Annotated in this window: 17 protein-coding genes; 11 read left to right on the top strand and 6 right to left on the bottom strand. The window is 69.5% G+C overall.

The features are described 5' to 3' along the window. The first annotated feature begins 272 nt into the window (after positions 1-272). The 6 genes from K338_RS25550 to K338_RS0110670 all read left to right on the top strand — a co-directional run bounded on the left by K338_RS25550 (position 273) and on the right by K338_RS0110670 (position 6,899). Complete coding sequence (locus K338_RS25550; RefSeq protein WP_022918167.1) at positions 273-1,691, top strand: DUF7847 domain-containing protein; 1,419 nt, start codon at positions 273-275, stop codon at positions 1,689-1,691. A 2-nt stretch (positions 1,692-1,693) separates the two neighbouring features. After that, positions 1,694-2,431 (top strand): DUF4129 domain-containing protein, encoded by a 738-nt coding sequence (locus tag K338_RS21950; protein ID WP_022918166.1) that lies wholly within the window; start codon positions 1,694-1,696, stop codon positions 2,429-2,431. Further along, positions 2,428-3,609, top strand: coding sequence for a DUF4350 domain-containing protein (locus tag K338_RS21945; RefSeq protein ID WP_022918165.1), 1,182 nt, complete (start codon positions 2,428-2,430; stop codon positions 3,607-3,609). The genes K338_RS21950 and K338_RS21945 overlap by 4 nt, the downstream gene beginning before the upstream one ends. A gap of 398 nt (positions 3,610-4,007) precedes the next feature. Next, on the top strand, positions 4,008-4,982 hold the full coding sequence (locus tag K338_RS0110680; protein ID WP_022918164.1) for an AAA family ATPase: 975 nt from the start codon (positions 4,008-4,010) through the stop codon (positions 4,980-4,982). After that, positions 4,982-6,274: a DUF58 domain-containing protein gene (locus tag K338_RS0110675; protein WP_022918163.1), complete on the top strand. Its 1,293-nt coding sequence runs from the start codon at positions 4,982-4,984 to the stop codon at positions 6,272-6,274. The genes K338_RS0110680 and K338_RS0110675 overlap by 1 nt, the downstream gene beginning before the upstream one ends. 130 nt (positions 6,275-6,404) lie before the next feature. Further along, positions 6,405-6,899: a pyridoxamine 5'-phosphate oxidase family protein gene (locus K338_RS0110670; protein ID WP_022918162.1), complete on the top strand. Its 495-nt coding sequence runs from the start codon at positions 6,405-6,407 to the stop codon at positions 6,897-6,899. A 42-nt stretch (positions 6,900-6,941) separates the two neighbouring features. Here K338_RS0110670 and K338_RS0110665 read toward each other — a convergent pair whose 3' ends face one another. Further along, a complete protein-coding gene (locus K338_RS0110665) occupies positions 6,942-8,492 on the bottom strand; it encodes a serine hydrolase domain-containing protein (protein ID WP_022918161.1) in 1,551 nt (516 codons plus the stop codon). Further along, positions 8,492-9,487, bottom strand: a complete 996-nt coding sequence (locus K338_RS0110660) for a stage II sporulation protein M (RefSeq protein WP_022918160.1) — start codon at positions 9,485-9,487, stop codon at positions 8,492-8,494. Before K338_RS0110660 ends, K338_RS0110665 begins: the two co-directional genes overlap by 1 nt. A gap of 19 nt (positions 9,488-9,506) precedes the next feature. Between K338_RS0110660 and K338_RS0110655 the strand changes: the two genes are divergently transcribed. After that, on the top strand, positions 9,507-10,508 hold the full coding sequence (locus K338_RS0110655) for an RDD family protein (protein WP_245542945.1): 1,002 nt from the start codon (positions 9,507-9,509) through the stop codon (positions 10,506-10,508). A 145-nt stretch (positions 10,509-10,653) separates the two neighbouring features. Here K338_RS0110655 and nhaA read toward each other — a convergent pair whose 3' ends face one another. Together nhaA and ahcY are read right to left on the bottom strand one after the other, a co-directional pair. Continuing rightward, on the bottom strand, positions 10,654-12,003 hold the full coding sequence (nhaA, locus tag K338_RS21940) for a Na+/H+ antiporter NhaA (protein WP_022918158.1): 1,350 nt from the start codon (positions 12,001-12,003) through the stop codon (positions 10,654-10,656). A gap of 10 nt (positions 12,004-12,013) precedes the next feature. Then, positions 12,014-13,489 carry an adenosylhomocysteinase gene (gene ahcY, locus K338_RS0110645; RefSeq protein ID WP_022918157.1) on the bottom strand — a complete coding sequence of 492 codons (1,476 nt, stop codon included), beginning with the start codon at positions 13,487-13,489 and terminating at the stop codon, positions 12,014-12,016. A gap of 595 nt (positions 13,490-14,084) precedes the next feature. Between ahcY and K338_RS21935 the strand changes: the two genes are divergently transcribed. From K338_RS21935 to K338_RS0110625, 4 genes are all read left to right on the top strand, one after another. Further along, complete coding sequence (locus K338_RS21935; protein WP_425413832.1) at positions 14,085-15,299, top strand: quaternary amine ABC transporter ATP-binding protein; 1,215 nt, start codon at positions 14,085-14,087, stop codon at positions 15,297-15,299. Continuing rightward, positions 15,296-16,162: an ABC transporter permease gene (locus tag K338_RS0110635; RefSeq protein WP_022918155.1), complete on the top strand. Its 867-nt coding sequence runs from the start codon at positions 15,296-15,298 to the stop codon at positions 16,160-16,162. Before K338_RS21935 ends, K338_RS0110635 begins: the two co-directional genes overlap by 4 nt. 62 nt (positions 16,163-16,224) lie before the next feature. After that, complete coding sequence (locus tag K338_RS26515; protein ID WP_342662718.1) at positions 16,225-17,157, top strand: glycine betaine ABC transporter substrate-binding protein; 933 nt, start codon at positions 16,225-16,227, stop codon at positions 17,155-17,157. 155 nt (positions 17,158-17,312) lie between these two features. Continuing rightward, complete coding sequence (locus K338_RS0110625) at positions 17,313-18,479, top strand: nucleotide sugar dehydrogenase (protein WP_022918153.1); 1,167 nt, start codon at positions 17,313-17,315, stop codon at positions 18,477-18,479. A gap of 42 nt (positions 18,480-18,521) precedes the next feature. Here K338_RS0110625 and K338_RS0110620 read toward each other — a convergent pair whose 3' ends face one another. Together K338_RS0110620 and K338_RS21925 are read right to left on the bottom strand one after the other, a co-directional pair. Next, positions 18,522-19,559 carry an SGNH hydrolase domain-containing protein gene (locus K338_RS0110620; protein ID WP_022918152.1) on the bottom strand — a complete coding sequence of 346 codons (1,038 nt, stop codon included), beginning with the start codon at positions 19,557-19,559 and terminating at the stop codon, positions 18,522-18,524. A 10-nt stretch (positions 19,560-19,569) separates the two neighbouring features. Next, a complete protein-coding gene (locus K338_RS21925; protein WP_022918151.1) occupies positions 19,570-21,645 on the bottom strand; it encodes an acyltransferase family protein in 2,076 nt (691 codons plus the stop codon). Between the last annotated feature and the right edge of the window lie 16 nt (positions 21,646-21,661).

Here is a 21,661-nt window from a genome sequence, read left to right as displayed (position 1 = left end):
CGCCGCCAGCCGCTATACAGCCGTCTGAGGCAGGGTTGTGCGTCTGCGGTCACTCGCGCTCACCTCCGACGGCGAAACGTGCCTCAGTCTCTTCAGGGCCCGTGGTGCAGCGGTGCTGGGGCGGGCACTGTGGGCTGAGCGCGCGCACCGGGTCCGCGATTCCGGTGTGGAATGGTGGTACCGGTGGGGAGAACGGCCCGCCAGTGGGGCGAGGTGCACGGGGCTGTCCGTGCAAAGATGGGCGCACGATCACGAAGGGGACACCAACCACGATGAGCTACCCGGAGCCGCCACGGCAGAACGGCGCGGAGCCGCCCGCACGGGGTACGCCGCCGGGACAGCCAGCGCCCAGCCAGCACCCGGGAGGGCCGCCTGCGAGCCCATCGTCCACGGGGCCTGGCGGCCAGGGAAACACCGGACCCTCTGGCTGGGGTGACGCCCCGCCCCCCGGTGGGTACGGTCAGCAGCCGGGGCAGAGCGGTCCGCCCGGGTACGCCCAGCAGCCTCCCCCGGGCTACGGCCAGCAGCCAGGACAGGACGGTCCCGGCACCGGCGGTCCCGGTGCGGGTGGGCCGGGAGCTCCACCTGGATCGGCAGGGGGCCCGCCCGGGTGGGGTCCGCAACCGCCGCCCGGCGGCTACGGTCAGCAGCCCGGGCAGCAGGGCCCACCGGCATACGGCCAGCAGCCTCCGCCCGGCTACGGCCAGCAGCCGGGCAGCTACGGGCAGTACGGCGCGCAGGGCGCCGGCCTGCCACCGGCCTGGGGACCGGCCCCACAACCCGGCATCATCCCGCTGCGTCCGCTGACCCTCGGGGAGATCTACGACGGCGCGATCCGCTCCATCCGCACCAACCCGGCCGTCATGTTCGTGCTGTCGGCCGTGCTGGTGGCACTGGCCACGCTGGTGCAGGGCATCGCCACCTGGGGCGTCTTCGAGGACCTGAACGCTCTGGTCGGGATGGACCCGGAGACCCTGCAGAACGTGGCCACCAGCTCGCTGCTGGCCACCCTGCAGTCGGCCCTGCTCGGGTACACGATCTCCGGACTGGTGTCCTTCCTCATCACCACGATCCTCAACGGGCTGCTGATCCACGCCGTCAGCCAGGCGGTGATCGGTCGGAAGATGAGCCTGGAGGAGGTCTGGCACGCCACGAAGCGGCAGATCCCACGGCTGCTGGCGCTGAGCCTGGTGGTCAGCCTGCTGCTGATCCTTGTGGCCGGCCTCAGCGTCGGGATCATCGTGCTGCTCGCGCTCAGCGGGAGCACGGCGCTGATGGCTCTGGGCACTGTGGTGATGCTGCTGGTGTTGCTGGTCTCGATGCTCGCAGTGGTCACCCTGACCGTGCTTGCCACCCCTGCGCTGGTGCTGGAGCAGTCCAAGGTCTTCACGGCGCTGCGCCGCTCGTTCCTGCTCACCAGGAAGATGTTCTGGCGGGTGCTGGGCATCTACCTGCTCACCGCGCTGCTGGTGGGGCTGCTCGGCTCGGTGATCTCCTACCCGGTGACGATGATCGGACAAGTCCTCGGTTCGGTCACGTTCAGCTATGTGCTCACCCTGGTCGGCAGCGCGATCTCGCTGGCGGTCACCACCCCGTTCATGGCAGCGGTCACCGCACTGCTCTACATCGACGTGCGCATCCGCCTGGAGGCGCTGGACGTCGAGCTGGCCCGAGCCGCCCAGGAGGCCTGAGCGTGCTGGGCCCCTGGGCACGGGACGTCCCGCTGACACCGTCGGCGGACGAGGCGCGGGAGTGGGCCCAGGCTGAGCTGGCCAAGGCGATCTACAACGACGAGCCGACGCTGCTGGAGCGGTTGCTGGACTGGTTGGGCAGGCTGTGGCGTGAGCTGCTGTCCTGGAACGAGGACGTCGGTCCGGTGGTGCTGCCGCTGGTGGTGCTCGCCGTGGTGCTGCTGCTCATCGGCGCCGGCATCCTCATCGGTGGCCCCGTTCGACGCCGCCGGCTGCGCCAGCAGGCGACCAGCGCAGTGGTGCTGGACGGTGACGAGCGCACCGCCAAGGAGCTGCGCGCCGCCGCGGAGGCCGCCGCTCGTGCCGGTGACTTCTCCCTGGCGGTGCTGGAACGCTTCCGCGCGCTCGTGCGCTCCCTGGACGAGCGGGTGGTGCTCGAGGACCGGCCGGGCCGCACGGCGCACGAAGCCGCCACGGACGCCGGTCATGGCCTGCCGGACTGCGCGCAGGACCTGCTAGCCGCCTCGCAGACCTTCGATGCTGTCTGCTACGGGGACATCCGCGCCACCCAGGACGACTACGAGCGCGTGGTAGGCGTGGACGAGCAGGTCGCGGCCGCCCGGCCGGTGCGCCTGGCCGGTGCAGAACCAGGCACCGCACCGGGTCGGCACGACGGACCCGCTCTGCAGACCGCGGGCAGCAGCGCGGACACCGGCTCCCACCAAGCAGGTCCACAGTGACCGCCCCGCCGACGTTCAGTGCGCTCGGCCGCCGCGCCTCGGCCCCTGCCGACCCGGGGACGAAACGCTCCGGTCGGCGCACCATCGTGATCCTGGCTGCCGCCGTGGTGGCGATGATCATCGCTGCGGTGCTGCTCTCCCGGCTGTCCCCGAACACCTCCAGCACACCGCTCTCGGCCACCAACCCGGATCCGAACGGCGCCCGTGCCGCCGCACAGATCCTCGGTGCCCACGGTGTGCAGGTCCGGGAGGTCACCAGCACCGCCGCCGCCCTGGCCGACGCCCGCCCCGAGGGCACCCTGCTGATCACCCACGCCGACCAGCTGCGCCCGGAACAGCTCGAGGCACTCGCCGACGTGGAGTCCGACGTGGTGCTCATCGGACTGGGCTACGGCGAGCTGACCGGACTGACCGACCGGGTGGCGGTCGAAGGTGGCGGGGGCCAGAGCACGTACCAGGCCGAGTGCGCCGATCCGCACGCACAGGCCGCCGAACAGCTGGCCACCGCTGGTCCCGGGCTGACCGCCAACCCGGCCGTGACCGGCTGCTTCCCGCTGGACGAGGCCGGCACCGCGTTCGCCTACGGCAGCTGGACCGACGACCAGGAGCGGACCTGGTCGGTGCTGCCGAACGCCCACCCGCTGACCAACGGCGGGCTGGACGAGGCCGGTAACGCTGCCCTGGTGCTGCGCATCCTCGGCGGCCAGGAGCACCTCACCTGGTACCTGCCCAGCGCGACCGACACGTTCGGCCTGGACGACGACGCCACCCCGGCGCTGATCCCGGGCATGGTGATCGTGCAGCTGCTGGTCACCGTGGTCGCTTTCGCGTTCTGGCGCGGTCGGCGGCTGGGCCGGGTGGTGGTGGAACCGCTGCCGGTGATCGTGCGCGCCACCGAGACCACCCGCGGCCGCGGCCGCCTGTACCGGCGCGGGCGGGCCCATGCGCACGCGGCAGCCGCGCTGCGCGCCGGCACCATCTCCCGGGTGGCCGGCCGTATCGGGCTGCCCCGCACCGCCACCGGTGCCGACGTGGTCGATGCGCTCTCCCGGGCCACCGGTCGCCCACCGGAGGCGATCGACTCCCTGCTGTACGGCCCACCCCCGACCGACGATGCGTCGCTGGTCGCCCTGACCCAGGCCCTGGACACACTGGAAAGCGAGGTTCATCGCCGATGAGCACCCCTTCAGGCCCCTCCGAGTCCCGACCCGAGCAGGAGGGTGACCAGCCGCCGGCGTACGGTCCGCCACCGCCGGCCGCTCCCGGTACCCCCGAGCCCGGCCAGTCCGGGCCTGCCGGACCGGACGTGCCAGGTGACGGCGCCACCCCAGGGGGCGCTCCGCCGTCACCGGGATCGTTCGGGCCGGCCAGCGTAGGCTCTGGGCAGCCCGGCGGCTACGACCCTGCCGGTCCGTACCAGCAGCCGGCGGGCTCCTTCGGGCAGGCCAGCGGGCAAACCCCGCCGCAGCAGTACTCCTACGGGTCGCAGCCCTACCAGGGTCCGAGCCACCCGGGGCAGGGACCCTCTCCAGGCTACGGCCAGCAGCCTGCGCAGGCGCAGCCCGCCCAGCCCGGGGTGCCGGCCGTGGAGCCCGCCAACGACTCCGCCGTCCGAGAGACGCTGGCAGCAGTGCGCGGGGAGGTCGCCAAGGCAGTCGTGGGGCAGGACGCGGCCGTCACCGGGCTGGTGATCGCGCTGCTGTGCCGCGGGCACGTACTCCTCGAAGGGGTGCCCGGTGTGGCCAAGACGCTGCTCACCCGCACGTTGGGTGCGGCCCTGGAGCTGGACATGAAGCGGGTGCAGTTCACCCCGGACCTGATGCCCGGTGACGTGACCGGGTCGCTGGTCTACGACGCGCGCACCGCCGAGTTCTCCTTCCGGGAAGGGCCGGTGTTCACGAACCTGATGCTGGCCGACGAGATCAACCGCACCCCACCCAAGACGCAGGCCTCGCTGCTGGAGGCGATGGAGGAGCGGCAGGTGTCGGTGGACGGTGAACCGCGCCCGCTCCCCGATCCGTTCATGGTGATCGCCACGCAGAACCCGGTGGAGTACGAGGGCACCTACCCGCTGCCGGAGGCGCAGCTGGACCGGTTCCTGCTCAAGCTGATCCTGCCGCTGCCAGAGCGCGCCGACGAGATCCAGGTGCTCCACCGGCACGCCCACGACTTCGACCCCCGCGACCTGGACGCCGCCGGGGTGCAGGCCGTGGCGGACGCCGAACAGCTCGCCGCCGCCCGCGCTGAGGTCGCCGAGGTGGAGATCGGACCTGAGGTGCTCGGCTACATCGTGGACATCTGCCGCGCCACCCGCACCTCCCCCTCGCTCTCCCTCGGGGTCTCCCCACGCGGAGCGACGGCGTTGCTCGCCACCTGCCGGGCGTGGGCGTGGCTGTCCGGTCGCCGCTTCGTCACGCCCGACGACGTCAAGGCGCTGGCGCACCCCACGCTGCGGCACCGGGTGCAGCTGCGTGCCGAGGCCGAGCTGGAGGGCGTCACCGCAGAGACCGTGCTCGACGGCATCCTGGGGTCCGTCCCGGTTCCGCGCTGATGGTCATCACCGGACGGGCGGTCGCGCTGGTCGCGCTCGGCATCCTCCCGGTGGCCCTGCTCCCCCAGGCCGCCACCGTGTGGACGTGGGCGGTGATCGTGGCGGGTGCCGTGGGCGCGGACCTGTGGTTGGCCGGGTCGCCGGCAGCGGTGCAGGTGCGGCGCGGCTCGCTCGGGTCGGTGCGCCGGGAGCAGCAGGCGACCTCGGTGCTCACGCTGACCAACACCGGCCGGCGCACGGCGCGAGCACTGGTGCGCGACGCCTGGCAGCCCAGCGCTGGGGCGGGGGCGAACCGGTTCCGGGTGACGATGCCGCCGGGTGAGTCCCGCCGGGTGCGCACGCCGCTGCGCCCGCACCGGCGCGGGGACCTGCGCGCCGACCTGGTGACCGTGCGCCGCTACGGGCCGCTCGGGCTGGCCGCCCGGCAGTCCTCCCAGCACGTGCCGGGCACGCTGCGGGTGCTGCCTGAGTTCAAGTCCCGCCGGCACCTGCCCTCCCGGCTGGCCCGGCTGCGGGAGATGGACGGGCGCACCGCGGTGAACGTGCGCGGGCAGGGCACCGAGTTCGACTCGCTGCGGGAGTACGTGATCGGTGATGACGTGCGCGCGATCGACTGGCGGGCCACCGCCCGGCGCTCGGAGGTGGTGGTGCGCACCTGGCGTCCGGAGCGGGACCGGCGGGTGATGATCGTGCTGGACTCCTCCCGGCTGTCGGCCGCACGGTTGGGCGACGAACCGCGGATCGAGGCGCAGATCGAGTCCGCGTTGCTGCTGGCCGCGCTGGCGTCCAAGGCCGGGGACCGGGTGGACCTGATCGCCCTGGACCACACGGTGCGCGCGCGGGTGCGCGGCAACCACGGGCCCACGGTGATGGCCAAGCTCGCCGACGCGCTCTCCCCGGTGCACCCCACCCTGGTGGAGCCGGACTGGACCCACACCACCCAGGAGGTGCGCGACGCACTGTCCCAGCGGGCGCTGGTGGTGCTGCTCACCGCGATGGAGGCGGGTGTGGCCGAGACCGGCCTGCTGCCGGCGGTGGCGACCCTGGCCCGGGACCACCAGGTGATCGTGGCCTCGGCCACCGACCCGGGCGCCGACGAGCTGCGCCGGTCCCGGGAGAGCTCGGCAGAGCTGTTCGACGCGGCCGCCGCCGAGCGGGCCGACCTGGAGCGCAGGGCGCTGGCCGCCAGGCTGAAGCGCACCGGCGCCGAGGTGGTCGAGCGGCTCCCGGACCAGCTGCCGCCGGCGCTGGCGGACACCTACCTGGCGCTGAAGGCCGCTGGGCGGCTGTAGCCCTGCACGCGGGCTCGCCTCCTGGGTGCACCGCGGCCCGATCCCGGCGATGTCGAAACGCCGCATCCAGTTCCGTCTCCTTGATGAGCGCGGCCACACGGGCCGCGCCAGCGAAGGAGGAGAACTAGCCATGCACCAGCACGAGATCGACGCTGAGCTGTCCCTGCCCGGTGCCGAGGAGCTGCTCGGCTCCACGGCGGCCGCCCACCTGGCCTACACCGGCATCGACGGCACACCCCGGGTGGTGCCGGTCGGCTTCTACTGGACCGGGCAGGAGGTGGTCATCTCCACCGCCGACACTGCCCCGAAGGTCGCCGCCCTGGCACAGCACCCGGATGTCGCGCTGAGCATCGACGGTGGGAACACCCCGGACCAGGCACGAGCGCTCTCCATCCGCGGGCGGGCGGCGACCCAGATCGTGGACGGTGTGGTGCCCGAGTACCTGGAAGCTGCACGGCAGACGATGGACGCTGCGGCCGCCGCGCAGTTCGAGCAGGCATGCCGGGCGATGTACCCACGGATGGCGCGGATCGCGGTCCGGCCACAGTGGGTGCGGTTCTTCGACTTCGGCGCAGGCCGGCTGCCGCGGTTCCTCGCTGAGCTGGCCAGCAACGCGACTAGGTAGAGACACGGCCGGAACACGGCCCCACGGCTCTGGAGGGCCCGGTTATCCAGCTGCCCAGTGGCCGCTGACCGTACCCTGGTACTCCTGCGCGAACCCCTCGGCTGCCTTGCTCATCGTCAGCGTCACGGCAGCACCGCGCACGGACAGGGTCAGCTCGAGCTGCGCCAGGTACAGGCCGAGCACGTGCACCCGAAGGTAGAGAGTCTGCTCGTCCAGCCAGGCCCCCGAGGTCAGCGTCTCGTAGCCATAACCGGGCAGTTTGCCGCGCACGAGCGCGCCGATGCCGAAGGCGAACGTACGTTGCTGTCCAGCCCGGTCGGTCAGGTGCAGGTCCCCGCGGTGGGCGCCGACAGAGACGGCGAGGGTGGTGAACGTGGAGTGCTGATCATCCACTGCCCACCTGCCGGTGAAGCCGCCTTCGGCGTGGGAGCCGCCACGAACCGGCACAGGGGGCAGCGCCAGGCCGGCCCGCACCCGCTCGAGCTCCGCAACAGCCTCCGGCGCGTCGTCGTCGCCGGGGTGGTCCGCCCGAAGGCCGTGCAGTGCAGGCAACAGCTCGTCCCAGACCGCGTCGAAGAAGGCCTGCTCGGTGCCGGTGCGGCCCTGGTTGTCCCCGGTCGTGACCACCACCAGCTCCTCCTCGGGAAGGCACAGCGCGATCTGGCCGCCCATCCCCCGGGCGGAGAAGCCGCCGTTCCGGGTGCGCCAGAACTGATAGCCGTACCCGCAGCGGCTGTCCGGCAGGTGTCCGCCCGTGTGCACGGTAGAGGTCTGGTAGCCGGTGGCGGCCTGCATGAAACCTGCCGAGACGATCTGCTCCCCGCCCCAGCGCCCCTGCTGCAGGCACAGCTGGGCAAAGCGGAGGAAGTCCCTGGGCGTGGTGAACAGCCCGGACCCGCCATGGGCGACCCCGTGGGGGTTGTCCGCCATCTCCCGCCAGGTGGGCCGCCCGGCCCGCTGCTCAGCAGTGGTTCCCGCGGGGCTCACCAGCGCCGTCACCGGTTGCTGCACCCCGATCGGACCGAGCACCCGGTCCATGAGGTACTCGGGCAGGTGCTGCCCACTGAGGCGCTCCACCAGGGCAGTCAGTACTACAGTGGCTGAGGTGTCATAGCTGAACACCATGCCTGGCACTCGGTCCGGCGGCACGGTGAAGAAGGTGCGCACCCAGTCCGGGTCGTCGACCTTCTTGTAGGTGGTTCCTGCGTGCGCGGTGCGCATCGTGAGCAGGTCCTCGACCGTCATGGCCGCCACGTACGGGTGCATGTCTGCCGGCACCTTGTCGGGGAAGTGGTCGGCCAGCCGGTCGGTGAGGGTCAGCGCGGCGTCGTCGACGAGGGTGCCGATCGCCACTGCGACGTAGGACTTGCTCGCCGAGTACAGCCGGTGTGGCGTCTGGGCCGTGTAGGGCGCCCAGTACCCTTCGAAGGCGAGCACTCCGCGGTGGGCGATGAGAAGTGAGTGGGTGTTCAGGCCGCGCTGGTCGAGACGGTCGAGGACGGCCAGCACCGCGCTGCTGGGCACACCTGCAGCGTCCGGCGTGCCCGCAACGCTCAGACCGTTGCTCAGCGCCATCGCCTGCGTGGTGGACATCAGGCCGCCATCGCCACCGTGTCCTCAGCGTGCTCGGCGCGTACGTCGCCGGTCTCACCGTCGCGTACTGCGCGCCGGCCGAGCACGATCGTGTAGGTCCAGTAGGCGGCCAGCACCAGGGCGCCGATGGTGATCTTCACCCCGGTGGGCAGGCTCGACGGCGTGACGAACCCTTCCACCAGACCGCTCACGCCCAGCACCACGACCAGTCCGATGGCGACCGTCACCAGTGCGCGGCCTTCTTCGGCGAGCGCCCGGCCGCGAGTGCGCGGGCCTGGTGCGATCCAGGCCCAGCACAGCTTCACCCCGGCACCCACCGAGATGAAGATCGCGGTCAGCTCCATCAGCCCGTGCGGCAGGATCAGGGCGAAGAACACGTCCAGGTAGTCGTGCTCGGCCATCACTGCGGCAGACATGCCGATCCCCTGGGCGTTCTGCAGCAGGATGAAGATCGGGAAGATCCCGGTGATCCCGCCGCCGATCGCGCGTGCGGCGATCCAGGCGTTGTTCGTCCACACCTGCGCGGCGAAGTCCGGTGCCGGGAAGTTGGAGTAGTAGGCGGCGAACGCCTCCCGTGCGTACTGCTCGCGCATCGCCGGGCTCCCCATCTGGTTCAGCACTGCAGGATCGTGGTAGGCCCAGAACCCGGTGGCCACGCCGTAGGCGCAGAACAGCAGCATCGCCGCGATGGTCCACCAGCGCACGCGATAGAACGCCGCCGGCAGTGCGATCACCGCGAACCGGGTCACGTCCGCCCAGGCGGGCTCGTGCGCACCGGCGATCATGCCGCGGGCACGGGCGAGCAGGATCGACAGCCGGGAGACGATGCTCGGGTCCGGGGCACTGGTACGCACCCGGGACAGGTCGGTGGCGGTGAGCTGGTAGTTCCGGATCAGCTCGTCGGTCTCGGCGCCGTCCAGGCGGCGCTGACGCAGCAGCGCGGCGAGCCGGTCCCAGCGGCTCGAGTTCACGGCGACGAACGCGTCGATGTCCATAGAGGCTAATCTGCCATGGATGAGTACCTTGAACCCATTCGCCGCACCCGGCACTGCCGCAGCGGGCACGCGTAGTGCTCCCGCGGGCAGCGATACGCGGCCCGCGGGAGCACAGGCTGACGGTGGCCCCGGACGGCGAACGGGGAGCTCACCAGCCCCAGCGGCCAGCGGCCCCTCTGGTCCGACGGACCCGACCAACCCGCTCGGGCTGCCCGATGACCTGATCGTCACCGGGGAGGCAGTCGCGTTGGACGTGCGCCCGGCGATGCTGCTCAGCCGGGTCGGCTCCGGGATCATCGACATCGCCACGTACGGCATCGTCGGCCTGGTGTTCGTGCTGCTCGGGCTGCAGCTGACCACGAACGAGGCACAGCTGAGCGTGGTGGTCGTGGTCGCCATGGCGCTGGTGATGCTGATCCTGCCCACGACCGTGGAGACCCTCACCCGCGGAGTCTCCGTGGGCAAGTTCGCCACCGGTATCCGGATCGTCCGCGACGACGGCGGACCGGTCCGGTTCCGGCAGGCGTTCGTCCGGGCACTGGTGGGCACTGTGGAGGTGTGGGTCACGTTCGGCTCCGCGGCGGTGATCACCTCCTTGGTGAACCGCCGGGGCAAGCGGCTCGGCGATCTGCTCGCCGGTACGTATGCCGCCCGGGTCCGCGGTTCGGAGATGCCGCTGCAACCGTTGCTGATGCCCCCAGACCTGGAGCGGTGGGCGCAGCAGGCGGACATCCGCAGGCTGCCCGACCAGCTGGCGGTGCATGCCCGGGTGTTCCTCTCCCGTACCGGCACGCTGCAGCCGCAGGCCCGGGTGCAGGCCGCCTACGCACTGGCGGCAGCGGTGGAGCCGTACGTGGCCCCACCGGCACCCTGGGGCACGAACCCGGAGCGGTTCCTGGCCGCCGTGCTCGTCGCTCGGCGGGACCGGGAGTACACCACCGCGGTTCGGCGGCAGGAACGGGAGCTGTTCGAGGCCGAACGGATGCGTGAGCTGCCCTACGGCATCACCGACTACGCCTGACCTACAGGCCCGGAGAGCCGGAGCGATACTTCCTGCACCGGGGCGACACCCGAGGGCACGACCACACGTGGCAGCTCACGACTGATTCAATTCACGCCGGCGGGGTGGCTGGGTGATGGGTTGGGTGGGGTGGTGGGCGAGGGCGTCACCCAGTGCTGGGGGCGGTGACGTCACCGTGGTTGCGGTGCACCTGCCCGCGCCACCACAGCAGCGCACTGCCGACCAGCGCGGCGAACAGCGAGGCGGACAGCACGGCGATCTTGGCGTGCTCGTCGCGCGGGTGCCCCACCCCGAAGGCCAGCTCGGCCACCAGCAGGGACACGGTGAACCCGATCCCGGCGAGCACGCCCATCGCGCCGATGTCCAGCCAGGCCAGGCCGCGGGCCAGGTTCGCGTGCCGGGTGCGAGTGACCAGCCAGGTCGCCAGCAGGATGCCGACCGGTTTGCCCACCACCAGGCCGAGGGCCACGCCGATCGCCACCGGGTCGCGGAGCGCCTCCCCGAGAATGGTGGGGTCCACGGTCACCCCGGCGGTGAACAGCGCGAACACTGGCACCACGAACCCGGCGGACGCCGGTCTCCAGACGTGCTCGAAGTAGGCGGCCGGGGACTCCTCAGCCGCCCGTGCCGGTGCCCGCTCAGCGGGCTTGCCCTTCAGCGGCAGTGCCGGTGTGGCCATACCGAGCGCCACCCCGGCGATCGTGGCGTGCACCCCGGAGGAGTGCATGAAGTACCAGGCGAGCAGCCCCAGCGGCAGCAGCACCCACCAGGCGGTGATCCCCTTGCGGATCAGGAATGAGAACAGCGCCACGCACGCCGCTACGGCCAGCAGCCAGAGCAGGGCGAGGGAGTCGGAGTAGGCGACCGCGATGATGATGATCGCCAGCAGGTCGTCGACCACCGCGAGGGTGAGCAGGAAGGCGCGCAACGCCGTCGGCAACCACTTGGCGACGAGCGCGAGCACGGTCACGGCGAAGGCGATGTCGGTGGCGGTGGGGATCGCCCAACCGTCTGGGGCCCCGTTCGGCATGGCCAGGTTCACACCGAGGTAGATGAGCGCTGGTGCGGCCATCCCGCCCATGGCGGCGGCCACCGGCACGATCGCCGTGGACATCCGGCGCAGCTCACCGGTGACGATCTCCCGCTTGAGCTCCACCCCCACGACGAAGAAGAACACTGCCAGCAGGCCGTCGGCGGCCCACTCCCCGACGCTCAGGTCTAGCCCGAGCGGGCTGATCGTCAGGCGGGTGTCCCGGATCGCGGTGTAGCTGTCCTGCCAGGGCGAGTTCGCCCAGACGAGGGCCACCACTGCGCCGATGATCAGCAGCACCCCGCCGATCGTCTCCCCGCGCAGGGTGTCCATGAAGTTGCGTTCCCCGCCTGGGGTCAGGCCGGAGAACAGTGCCTTCGGTGCATCGTCGCGGGGCTCGTCGGTCCTCGCATCCGGCTCGGTCGGCTCGCCCTCGGCGGGTCCCCGGTCCGTCTTCTCGCTCACGCCAGCTCTCTCAGTATCGGTAGTGCTCGGGCTTGTACGGCCCGGCCACGTCCACATCGATGTACTCCGCCTGCTCCTTGGTGAGCTCGGTGAGCTCCACGCCGAGCGCGTCCAGGTGCAGCCGGGCGACCTTCTCGTCGAGCACCTTGGGCAGCCGGTGGACCTCGGTGTCGTAGTCCTTCTCGGCGTCGAACAGCTCCATCTGGGCGATCACCTGGTTGGCGAAGGAGTTGCTCATCACGAACGACGGGTGCCCGGTGGCGTTCCCCAGGTTCAGCAGCCGCCCCTCGGAGAGCACGATGATCGAGTGCTCCTCCCGCTCGGCCGTGGCCGGGAAGGTCCACTCGTGCACCTGTGGCTTGATCTCGGTACGGGTCACCCCCGGCAGCCGGGACAGCCCGGCCACGTCGATCTCGTTGTCGAAGTGGCCCACGTTGCCCACCACGGCCTTGTCCTTCATGCCGGCGAGGTGCTCGGTGGTGATCACGTCCACGTTGCCGGTGGTGGTGATGAAGAAGTCGCCCTGGTCCAGCACCGACTCCAGCCGGGCCACCTGGTAGCCGTCCATCGCCGCCTGCAGCGCGCAGATCGGATCAACCTCGGTGACCACCACACGTGCGCCCTGCCCGCGCAGCGACTCCGCAGCGCCCTTGCCCACGTCGCCGTAGCCGCAGACCACGGCCACCTTGCCGCCGATCAGGATGTCGGTGGCGCGGTTCAGCCCGTCGGGCAGCGAGTGACGGATGCCGTACCGGTTGTCGAACTTGGACTTGGTGACCGAGTCGTTGACGTTGATCGCCGGGAAGAGCAGCTGCCCGGCCACGGCCAGCTGGTAGAGCCGGTGCACCCCGGTGGTGGTCTCCTCGCTGACGCCGCGGATCCCCGCGGCTACGGTCTGCCAGCGGGTCGGGTCGGCGGCCAAGGAGCGGCGGAGCAGGTCGAGAAAGACGACCTTCTCCTCGGAGTAGTCGGCGTCCCCAGGCTGCGGCGCAGGTGGCACGGCGCCGAGTGTCTCGAAGCGGTGTCCTTCGTGCACCAGCATGGTGGCGTCGCCGCCGTCGTCCAGGATCAGGTTGGGCCCGCCGTCGGGCCAGAGCAGGATCTGCTCAGCACAGTCCCAGTACTCAGCCAGGGTCTCGCCCTTCCAGGCGAACACGGCTGCGCCACGGGGGTCTTCGGGGGTGCCGTCCGGGCCCACCACCACGGCAGCAGCGGCCTCGTCCTGGGTGGAGAAGATGTTGCAGGAGGCCCAGCGCACCTGCGCCCCCAGTGCGGTGAGGGTCTCGATCAGCACGGCGGTCTGCACCGTCATGTGCAGCGACCCGGCGATCCGTGCCCCGCGCAGCGGCTGCGCCTGGCCGTACTCGGCCCGCAGTGCCATCAGCCCGGGCATCTCGTGCTCGGCCAGCCGGATCTGGTGCCGGCCCGCCTCAGCCAGGGACAGGTCGCGCACCTTGTAGCGCCCGCTCACCTCGGAGAAAGTCATGACGCTCAGCGTATCGGCTCAGACACGGGACCACGGATCCGCTCGAGGCTCGCATGCAGGACGCACGTCCGGGGGCCCTCTCGTGCACACGGAGCAGGGCCCGGACCTGGGGAGGGAGACTCCGCCCGCCGCCGCCAGAGCAGGCGGTACGCACCCATGGCAGCGGGAAGCACGCAGCCAAAATCTCACGATGCGAGATCGCGGTCTTCCGAAAGTTGAGAATCTACTTCCGCCGGTGTCATTTCAGTAACAAAGGAATAACGATCCTTTTGGGGTATCATCGCAGGTCAGAGGGGATGTCAACGAGCATTCTCGGACCCAGAACCGTGTTTGACCCGAATGTCGTGCTGGCACGACTACGCCGATAACGTCATGGTGGTCTGCGGCCCTCGTGGGTCCGGTCTTGTGTGCCCGGATCGGGACGAGTGGTGAGCAGCGGGACGAGTGCTCACCTGCGGTCATCACAGCACCGCAGCCGCCGAGTGCTCCGGCATCGGGCGGGCCGGTCTGAAGGAGACGTGAGGTAGAGGTGAGCGTGAACGCACTACGTGTTCAGAACGTATACAAGGTTTTCGGACGTCGCCCGGCCGAAGCTGTGTCGAAGCTGCGCGAGGGGGCCAGCCGCAGCGATGTCGCCGACCTGGGTACTGCGGCGGTCATCGACGCCTCCTTCGAGGTGCAAGAGGGTGAGATCTTCGTGGTCATGGGCCTCTCCGGGTCCGGCAAGTCCACGCTCATCCGTATGCTCAACGGTATCTGGCGGCCCAACGGCGGGCACATCCACCTCGGTGAGGATGACCTGAGCGAGGTTTCGGCGGCACGGATGCGGGAGATCCGCCGCACTCGGGTCTCCATGGTGTTCCAGCACTTCGCACTGTTGCCGCACCGCACAGTGCTGGACAACGCCGCCTACCCTCTGGAGATCCAGCGGGTTCCCAAGGGTGAGCGGATGGAGCGTGCCAACCGTTCGCTGGAGATGGTGGGCTTGGACGGCTGGGGCGACAAGCTGCCCTCCCAGCTCTCCGGTGGCATGCGTCAGCGCGTGGGGCTGGCCCGGGCGTTGACGGCAGATACCGATGTACTGCTGATGGATGAGGCCTTCTCCGCTCTCGACCCGCTGATCCGCCGCGACATGCAGGAGCAGCTGATCGACCTGCAGCAGCGACTGGGAAAGACCATCGTCTTCATCACCCACGACCTCAACGAGGCGATGCGCCTGGGCGACCGGATCGCAGTGATGCGAGACGGGCGGATCGTCCAGATTGGCACCGCCGAGCAGATCCTCTCCGAGCCGGCAGACGACTACGTGGCCCGGTTCATCGCCGATGTCGACCGCACCCGCGTCCTGCAGGCCTCATCGCTGATGCGTAAGCCCACTCTCACGCTGCGGTCCACCACCGGTCCACGACGAGCGCTGCGTGAGCTCGAAGAGGTACAGCTCGCCGGCGCGGTCGTGGTGGACCGTGACCGAAAGCTGCTCGGCACGGTCGTGGACGAGGACCTGCTCCAGGCCCAGCGCGAGGGCGCTGACACGATCGAAGGCGTGGTGCGTACTCTGATCACCCCGGTTAACGAGGACACCCCGCTGGTGGACCTGTTCGCCCCGTCGTCGGAGTCGCCGGTGCCCCTGGCCGTCGTCGACGACCAGGGCCGGCTCTCCGGAGTGATACCGCGAGTGAGCCTGCTGGAGGCGATGGCCCCTGAGGACTCACCGTCGTCCGCCCCTTCGCCGGCGAACGGTGATACAGAGATCACTGCAGCCGAACCTGAGGGAGCACAGACCACAACCAGCGCCGGAGGCACCCGATGAACGAACCACTCTTCACGCTGCCGCTCGGCAGCTGGGTCGAGACCTTCGTCGACTGGCTGACCGACACGTTCGCGGTCATCTTCACCTTCATCAAGACGGTCCTGGAGGGTCTCTACGACGCGTTGGACCTCGTCCTGGGTGGACCGCCACCGCTGCTGATCGCCGTCGTCCTGGCACTGCTGGCGTTCTTCGCCAAGGGCTGGAAGCTCGCGGTCGGCACGCTCGTCGGGATGCTCGTGATCCAGTCCGTGGGCCAGTGGTCGAACGCGATGGACAGCCTCGCCCTGGTGCTCCTGGCCAGCTTGATAGCCCTGCTCATCGGTATCCCGGTGGGAGTCTGGGCGGCCCGCAACGACACGGTCTCCCTGGTCGTACGACCGATCCTGGACTTCCTGCAGACGATGCCAGCGTTCGTGTACCTGATCCCGACCGTCGTCATCTTCCTCACCGGTGCTGTTCCAGGAATGATCGCCACCATCATCTTCGCCATCGCCCCGGGTATCCGGTTCACCGAGCTCGGTATCCGGCAGGTGGACAAGGAGGTCGTCGAGGCAGGGCATGCATTCGGCTCCTCCCCCGGGCGCATCCTGCGCCAGATCCAGATCCCGCTCGCGCTACCGACGATCATGGGCGGAGTGAACCAGGTGATCATGCTTGCCCTGTCGATGGTCGTCATCGCCGGAATGGTCGGCGCTGGCGGCCTCGGCGCTGACGTCTACAGCTCGCTCACCCGAGTGAACGTCGGCCTCGGTTTCGAGGCCGGGTTCTCGGTGGTGATCCTGGCGATGTTCCTCGACCGGATCACCGCCGCCCTGTCCGACCGTTCCCCGGTCGCGAAGGCGCTGAAGACACGCGCCGCCTGATCGGGAAGCGGACCGGACCCCACGAATTCGATCCCGGGGGCGACGCCCCCAGAAAGGAATACATGCGAAGCACAACGCGCAACATGATCGGCGTTGCCGTAACTGCGGCGTTCGCTCTCGGCCTCGCCGCCTGCGGCTCGGACGAGGGCGATGGCGGCGGTGACGATAATGCCGCCGAGGGCGACAACATCGTCGTCACGCTGTGGCACCCACACTGGGCCTACGACGAGTTCCCGATCCGCGACCTGGAGGACCCCGAGGGCGCCCTGGGCGAGGCAGAGGAGATCCACACCTTCGGCCGGACCGGTTTCGCCGAGGACTACCCGCAGCTCGCCGAGTGGATCGGCAACTTCACCCTCTCCGACGAGCAGCTCGCCTCTCTTGAGAACCTGATGCTCAACGAGAACGACGGTGAGCAGAACGAGGAGTCCGCAGCACAGTGGCTCGAGGAGAATCCTGACTGGGTGGAAGCCACAGTCGGTTCCAGTGAGCCGCAGGACACGGCAGATGACATGACCGAGCTGAGCATCGGTATGCCCGCCGGCTGGGACGAGGGTGTGGCGGTCAGCCACCTCTGGAAGGCCATGCTGGAGGACTTCGGCTACACGGTCAACGCCGAGGACGCCGACATCGGCGTCATCTTCACCTCCCTGGCTGGTGACGGCGGGTACGAGCTGCTGTTCGACGGCTGGCTGCCGACCACGCACGCCGACTACTACGAGCAGTACGGCGACCAGATCGAGGATCTGGGCATCTGGTACGACGAGGCGACCTTGAACATCGCCGTGAACGAGGATGCGCCGATCGACTCGCTGGACGAGCTGGCAGACAATGCCGACGCCTTCGGTAACCGGATCGTCGGCATCGACCCGGGTGCTGGCCTGACCCGCATCACCGAGGACGAGGTCATCCCGACCTACGGCCTGGAGGACATGGAGTTCGTCACCTCCTCCACCTCTGCGATGCTCGCCGAGCTCACCTCAGCGACCTCCTGAGCGAAGCACTGAGGACTTCAGGGCCCTGTCCGCAGCAGCGGGCAGGGCCCTGGTCCGTTCACCGTGCGTCCAGAACGTCCGCGGGTTCCCGATTTTCCCCCGTCAGTGGGCGTACCGTGTCGTCACAAACCCAACCGAACCTGGGAGTCGCTGCTGTGAAGATCGCCGTCGCCGGATGTGGCTACGTCGGGCTGTCCATCGCCACGCTGCTGGCCCAGCACCAGGAGGTGGTGGCCCTGGACGTCGATGAGGAGAAGGTGGCAGCGGTGAACGCCGGCCGCTCCCCCATCGCCGACCCGGAGCTGGCTGAGTACCTGGATTCGGGGCGGCTGCAGCTGCATGCCACCACCTCGGCCACCGAGGCACTGGCCGGGGCTGCCTTCGTGGTGATCGCCACGCCGACCGACTACGACCCGGGCAGCAACTACTTCGACACCTCCTCGGTGCGTTCGGTGCTCGAGCAGGTGCAGACGGTGGCACCGGAGGCGGTGGTGGTGATCAAGTCCACGGTGCCGGTCGGGTTCACCGCCAGCATGCGTGCTAAGCACCCGGACCTGCAGGTGCTGTTCTCCCCGGAGTTCCTCCGCGAGGGCAAGGCACTCTGGGACAACCTGCACCCTTCCCGGATCGTGGTCGGAGACCGTGGCGAGGCTGGGAAGCGGTTCGCGGACCTGCTGGTCGAGGGCGCGGTAGAGGCCGACGTGCCGGTGCTGCTGACTGACGCCACCGAGGCGGAGGCGATCAAGCTGTTCGCCAACACCTACCTGGCGCTGCGGGTGGCGTACTTCAACGAGCTGGACACCTTCGCCCTGACCCACGGCCTGGACTCCGCGCAGATCATCGAGGGGGTGAGCCTGGACCCGCGCATCGGCTCGCACTACAACAACCCCTCGTTCGGGTACGGCGGCTACTGCCTGCCCAAGGACACCAAGCAGCTGCTCGCCAACTACCAGCAGGTGCCGCAGAACCTCATCCGGGCGGTGGTGGAGGCGAACGCGACCCGGAAGGACTTCATCGCCGCTGACGTGCTGCGCCGCAGGCCGCGCACGGTGGGCGTGTTCCGGTTGGTGATGAAGTCCGGGTCGGACAACTTCCGTGACTCCTCCATCCAGGGCATCATGCGCCGGTTGCGCAGCGAGGACGTCGAGGTGATCGTGTACGAACCGGCACTGCAGACGGCGGAGTTCTTCGGCTCCGAGGTGGTCACCGACCTGGCGGCCTTCAAGCACCGCGCCGACGTGATCATCAGCAACCGGCACGATGCGGACCTGGAGGACGTGGCCGAGAAGGTCTACACCCGGGACGTGTACCGGCGGGACTGACCCGACCCCGCGCCTCTCCGCTCGGTCCGACCCTGGCTCGGCCTACCCGGTCACGTCCGCGACGACCGGCACCAGCTGCCGTCCCAGCGCAGGTGTGAGCGTGCGGACGTACACGTCGGTGAGGTGCGAGCCCTGCCGGTAGATGAGCACGTTGCCGATCACCGGTACGCACATCTCCTCCGGGCAGATGTGGTCGGTGAGGTCCACAGTGTGCACCTGCGGCAGCTGCGCTGCGGCCGCCAGCTGCACCGGCTGACCGGAGCGGGCGATGCCTGTTTCCCGGTCGAAGGCGCAGGCGCCCAGCTCGCGCAGGTGGGTCGCCACGCACTCGTACACCGAGTCCCCGTCTGGGCTGGGGTTGTCCAGGATCACCACGACGGCGATACCCGCCTCGGTCAGGGTGCGCCACTGGGTCACCAGCGCGTCGACCATCGCCGCCTGGCTCTCCTCCTGGTCCGCAGGCGGGTCCAGGGCGGTGTTCACATAGTTGGACACCAGCACCACGTCGGGCGGGTCGGCGAGCAGGTCGGCCATCACTCGGTCGTTCCACTGTTCGCAGCTGCGGTACGGCTGACCGTGGTTGGTCTGCAGACCGGCGTGCAGTCCGCAGTTGGACTTGGTGTAGGAGAGCACGTGCCAGGCGTTCTCGTGCCCGAGGGTCGCCACGGCCGACTGCCACTGCAGCACCTTCGAGTCCCCGACCATGGCCACGGTGACGTCCCCGTCCGGATCGCCGAAGTCGCAGCGGACCGCCTCGGCGTCCTGCTGGTTCTGCTCGCAGCCGTAGTCGTAGCCCCGGGGCATGTCGTAGCGTGCATCAGCCGTGCTCGGGATGAACCAGGTCACGTCCCGCAGCGAGGCCATCGTGCCGGGCACGGCGTCTGCCGGGGCGTCCTGGGCCTGGTCCAGCACCTGTGCTCCCTGAGCGTTCGCCGTATCCGCCTCGCGCTCGGGCGGGGGCTGGGCGAGCAGCATGGCGAGCAGCACGACCGCCACGGTGAGCAGTGCAGCGTTCCCGCCGACCAGCCACCGTGTCGTGGAGTGCTGCGGGCGGTCCGGCGCCGAGGTCTCGTGCTTCATCGCTGTGCGGCTACCCCACCGCCTCGTTCACCGCAGGGACGAGCCTGTCCGCCAGGTACGGCGTGAGGGTGCGGACGTAGGTGCTGGTCAGGTGGGAGGTCTGTCGGTAGACGAGGACGTTGCCGATGACCGGTACGCAGGTCTCCTCGGGACAGACCTGGTCGGTCATGTCGATGGTCTGCACCCCGGGCACCCGCTCGGCAGCGGCCTCCTGCACAGGAGCTCCGGACCGTTGGACGCCTTCGTTGCGGTCGAAGGTGCAGGCCTGGAGGTTGTCCAGGTTGTCCGCCACGCACTCGTAGACGGAGATGTCGCCGGGGCTGACCGAGTCCAGCATCACCACCACCGGGATGTCCGCGTCGGCTAGCTGGGTCCAGCGTTCGGCCAGAGCATCTTCCATGGCCTGGCTGGTACGGGACTCGGTGTCCGGCGGGTTGGCCATCGCGGTGGCGACCCGGTTGGAGACGATGACCACATCGGGCTGCTGGTCGAGGATGATCGGCAGCATCTGCTCGTTCCACTGCTGGCAGCTGGTGTACGGGTCGCCCTTGGCGACCTGGACGCCGGTGCCGAAGGCGCAGGCGGACTTGATGTAGGAGTAGACGTGCCAGCCTTCGTCGTTGGCGATCTGCTCGATCGCCGACTGCCACTGGATCACCTTGGAGTCGCCGATCATGGCAACGGTGAGATCTCCTTCCAGATCCCCCCACTCGCACACGATTGGTTCCGGGTCGGTCTGGTTCTGCGAGCAGCCGGCCTCGGACGACTCCGGGTTGTCGCTGGTGGCTTGGGTGGCTTGTGGGGTGAACCAGTCCACCGAGGCCAGGGAGGCCACCGATCCTGGTGGGGCCTCCGCACTGGCCGACCCACCCTGGTGCAACGCCGCCGCACCCTGAGCCTGCTGCTCCTGCTCAGGATTGGCCCCCACCTGCGGCACCACCAACATCAACACCAACCCCGCAGCAACCCCCACCAGGGAGAAGTTCGCCCCCAACGACAACGCCAACCGATTCGACCGCGCAACCGGAGCAGCAAACCGAAACGGATTCTCCACGAACTTATAGCTCACCCACGCCGGGACAAAGCTGACCGCAGCAACCACCAACCCCTTCTTGCCACCCAGCTCCCCCCACAAACCCGTCGCCGCCACCAACAACGGCCAGTGCCACAGATACAACGAATACGACAACCCACCGACCCACACCGCCGGCTTCCACGACAACAACCCCGCCGCACCCCCACGACCAGAGCTAAACCCAGCCACGATCACCGCAGCCGACCCCAACACCGGCCACGCCGCCGCATACCCCGGCCAAGCCACCTCAGTACTCAGCAGCACCCCAGAAGCCACCACCGCCACCAGGCCCACCCAACCCAGCACCACACCCACCACACGCGGCAACCCAGACCACCACCGAGCACCGATAGCCACCAACGCCCCCACCCCCAGCTCCCACAACCGCGTAGGAGTCACAAAGAACGCCGCCTCCGGATTACCCGCCGTCATCACCACCGACCAGATGAACGACGGCACGATCACCAACCCGATCCCCACCGCCATCACCGGCCGCAACCGCGCACCGGCACGCCGACGCACCCACCAGCCCACCAGCACCAGCAACAACGGCCACACGATGTAGAACTGCTCCTCCACCGCCAACGACCAAAAATGCTGAACCGGAGAAACCCCCACCCCCTCAGCCAGATAGTCCACCGACCGAGCCGCCAACACCCAATTCACCACATACAACGCCGCACCCACGATGTCCCCACCAAAAGTGCGCCACTGCACCACCGACACCGACCACCACGTCAAGGCCGCAGTCACCACCAGCACCAACCCCGCCGCCGGCAACAACCGCTTCGCCCGCCGCGCATAAAACCGCGGCAACGACACCCGCCCCTGCTTCTCCAGCTCCCTGATCAACAACCCCGTGATCAAGAACCCCGAGATCACAAAGAAAACATCAACCCCCACAAACCCACCAGGGAACACCTCCACCACACCCGCGTGGTAGACCAGCACCAACCCAATCGCAACAGCCCGCAACCCCTCAATATCAGGCCGAAAACCCCCACCCCCCACACGCGAAGACACACCC

The organism is Ruania albidiflava DSM 18029 (assembly GCF_000421225.1).
In the GTDB taxonomy this organism is placed as follows: Bacteria; Actinomycetota; Actinomycetes; order Actinomycetales; family Beutenbergiaceae; genus Ruania; species Ruania albidiflava.
The sequence above is the reverse complement of the archived record's forward strand: the minus strand, read 5'-3'. Positions and strand labels throughout refer to the sequence as shown.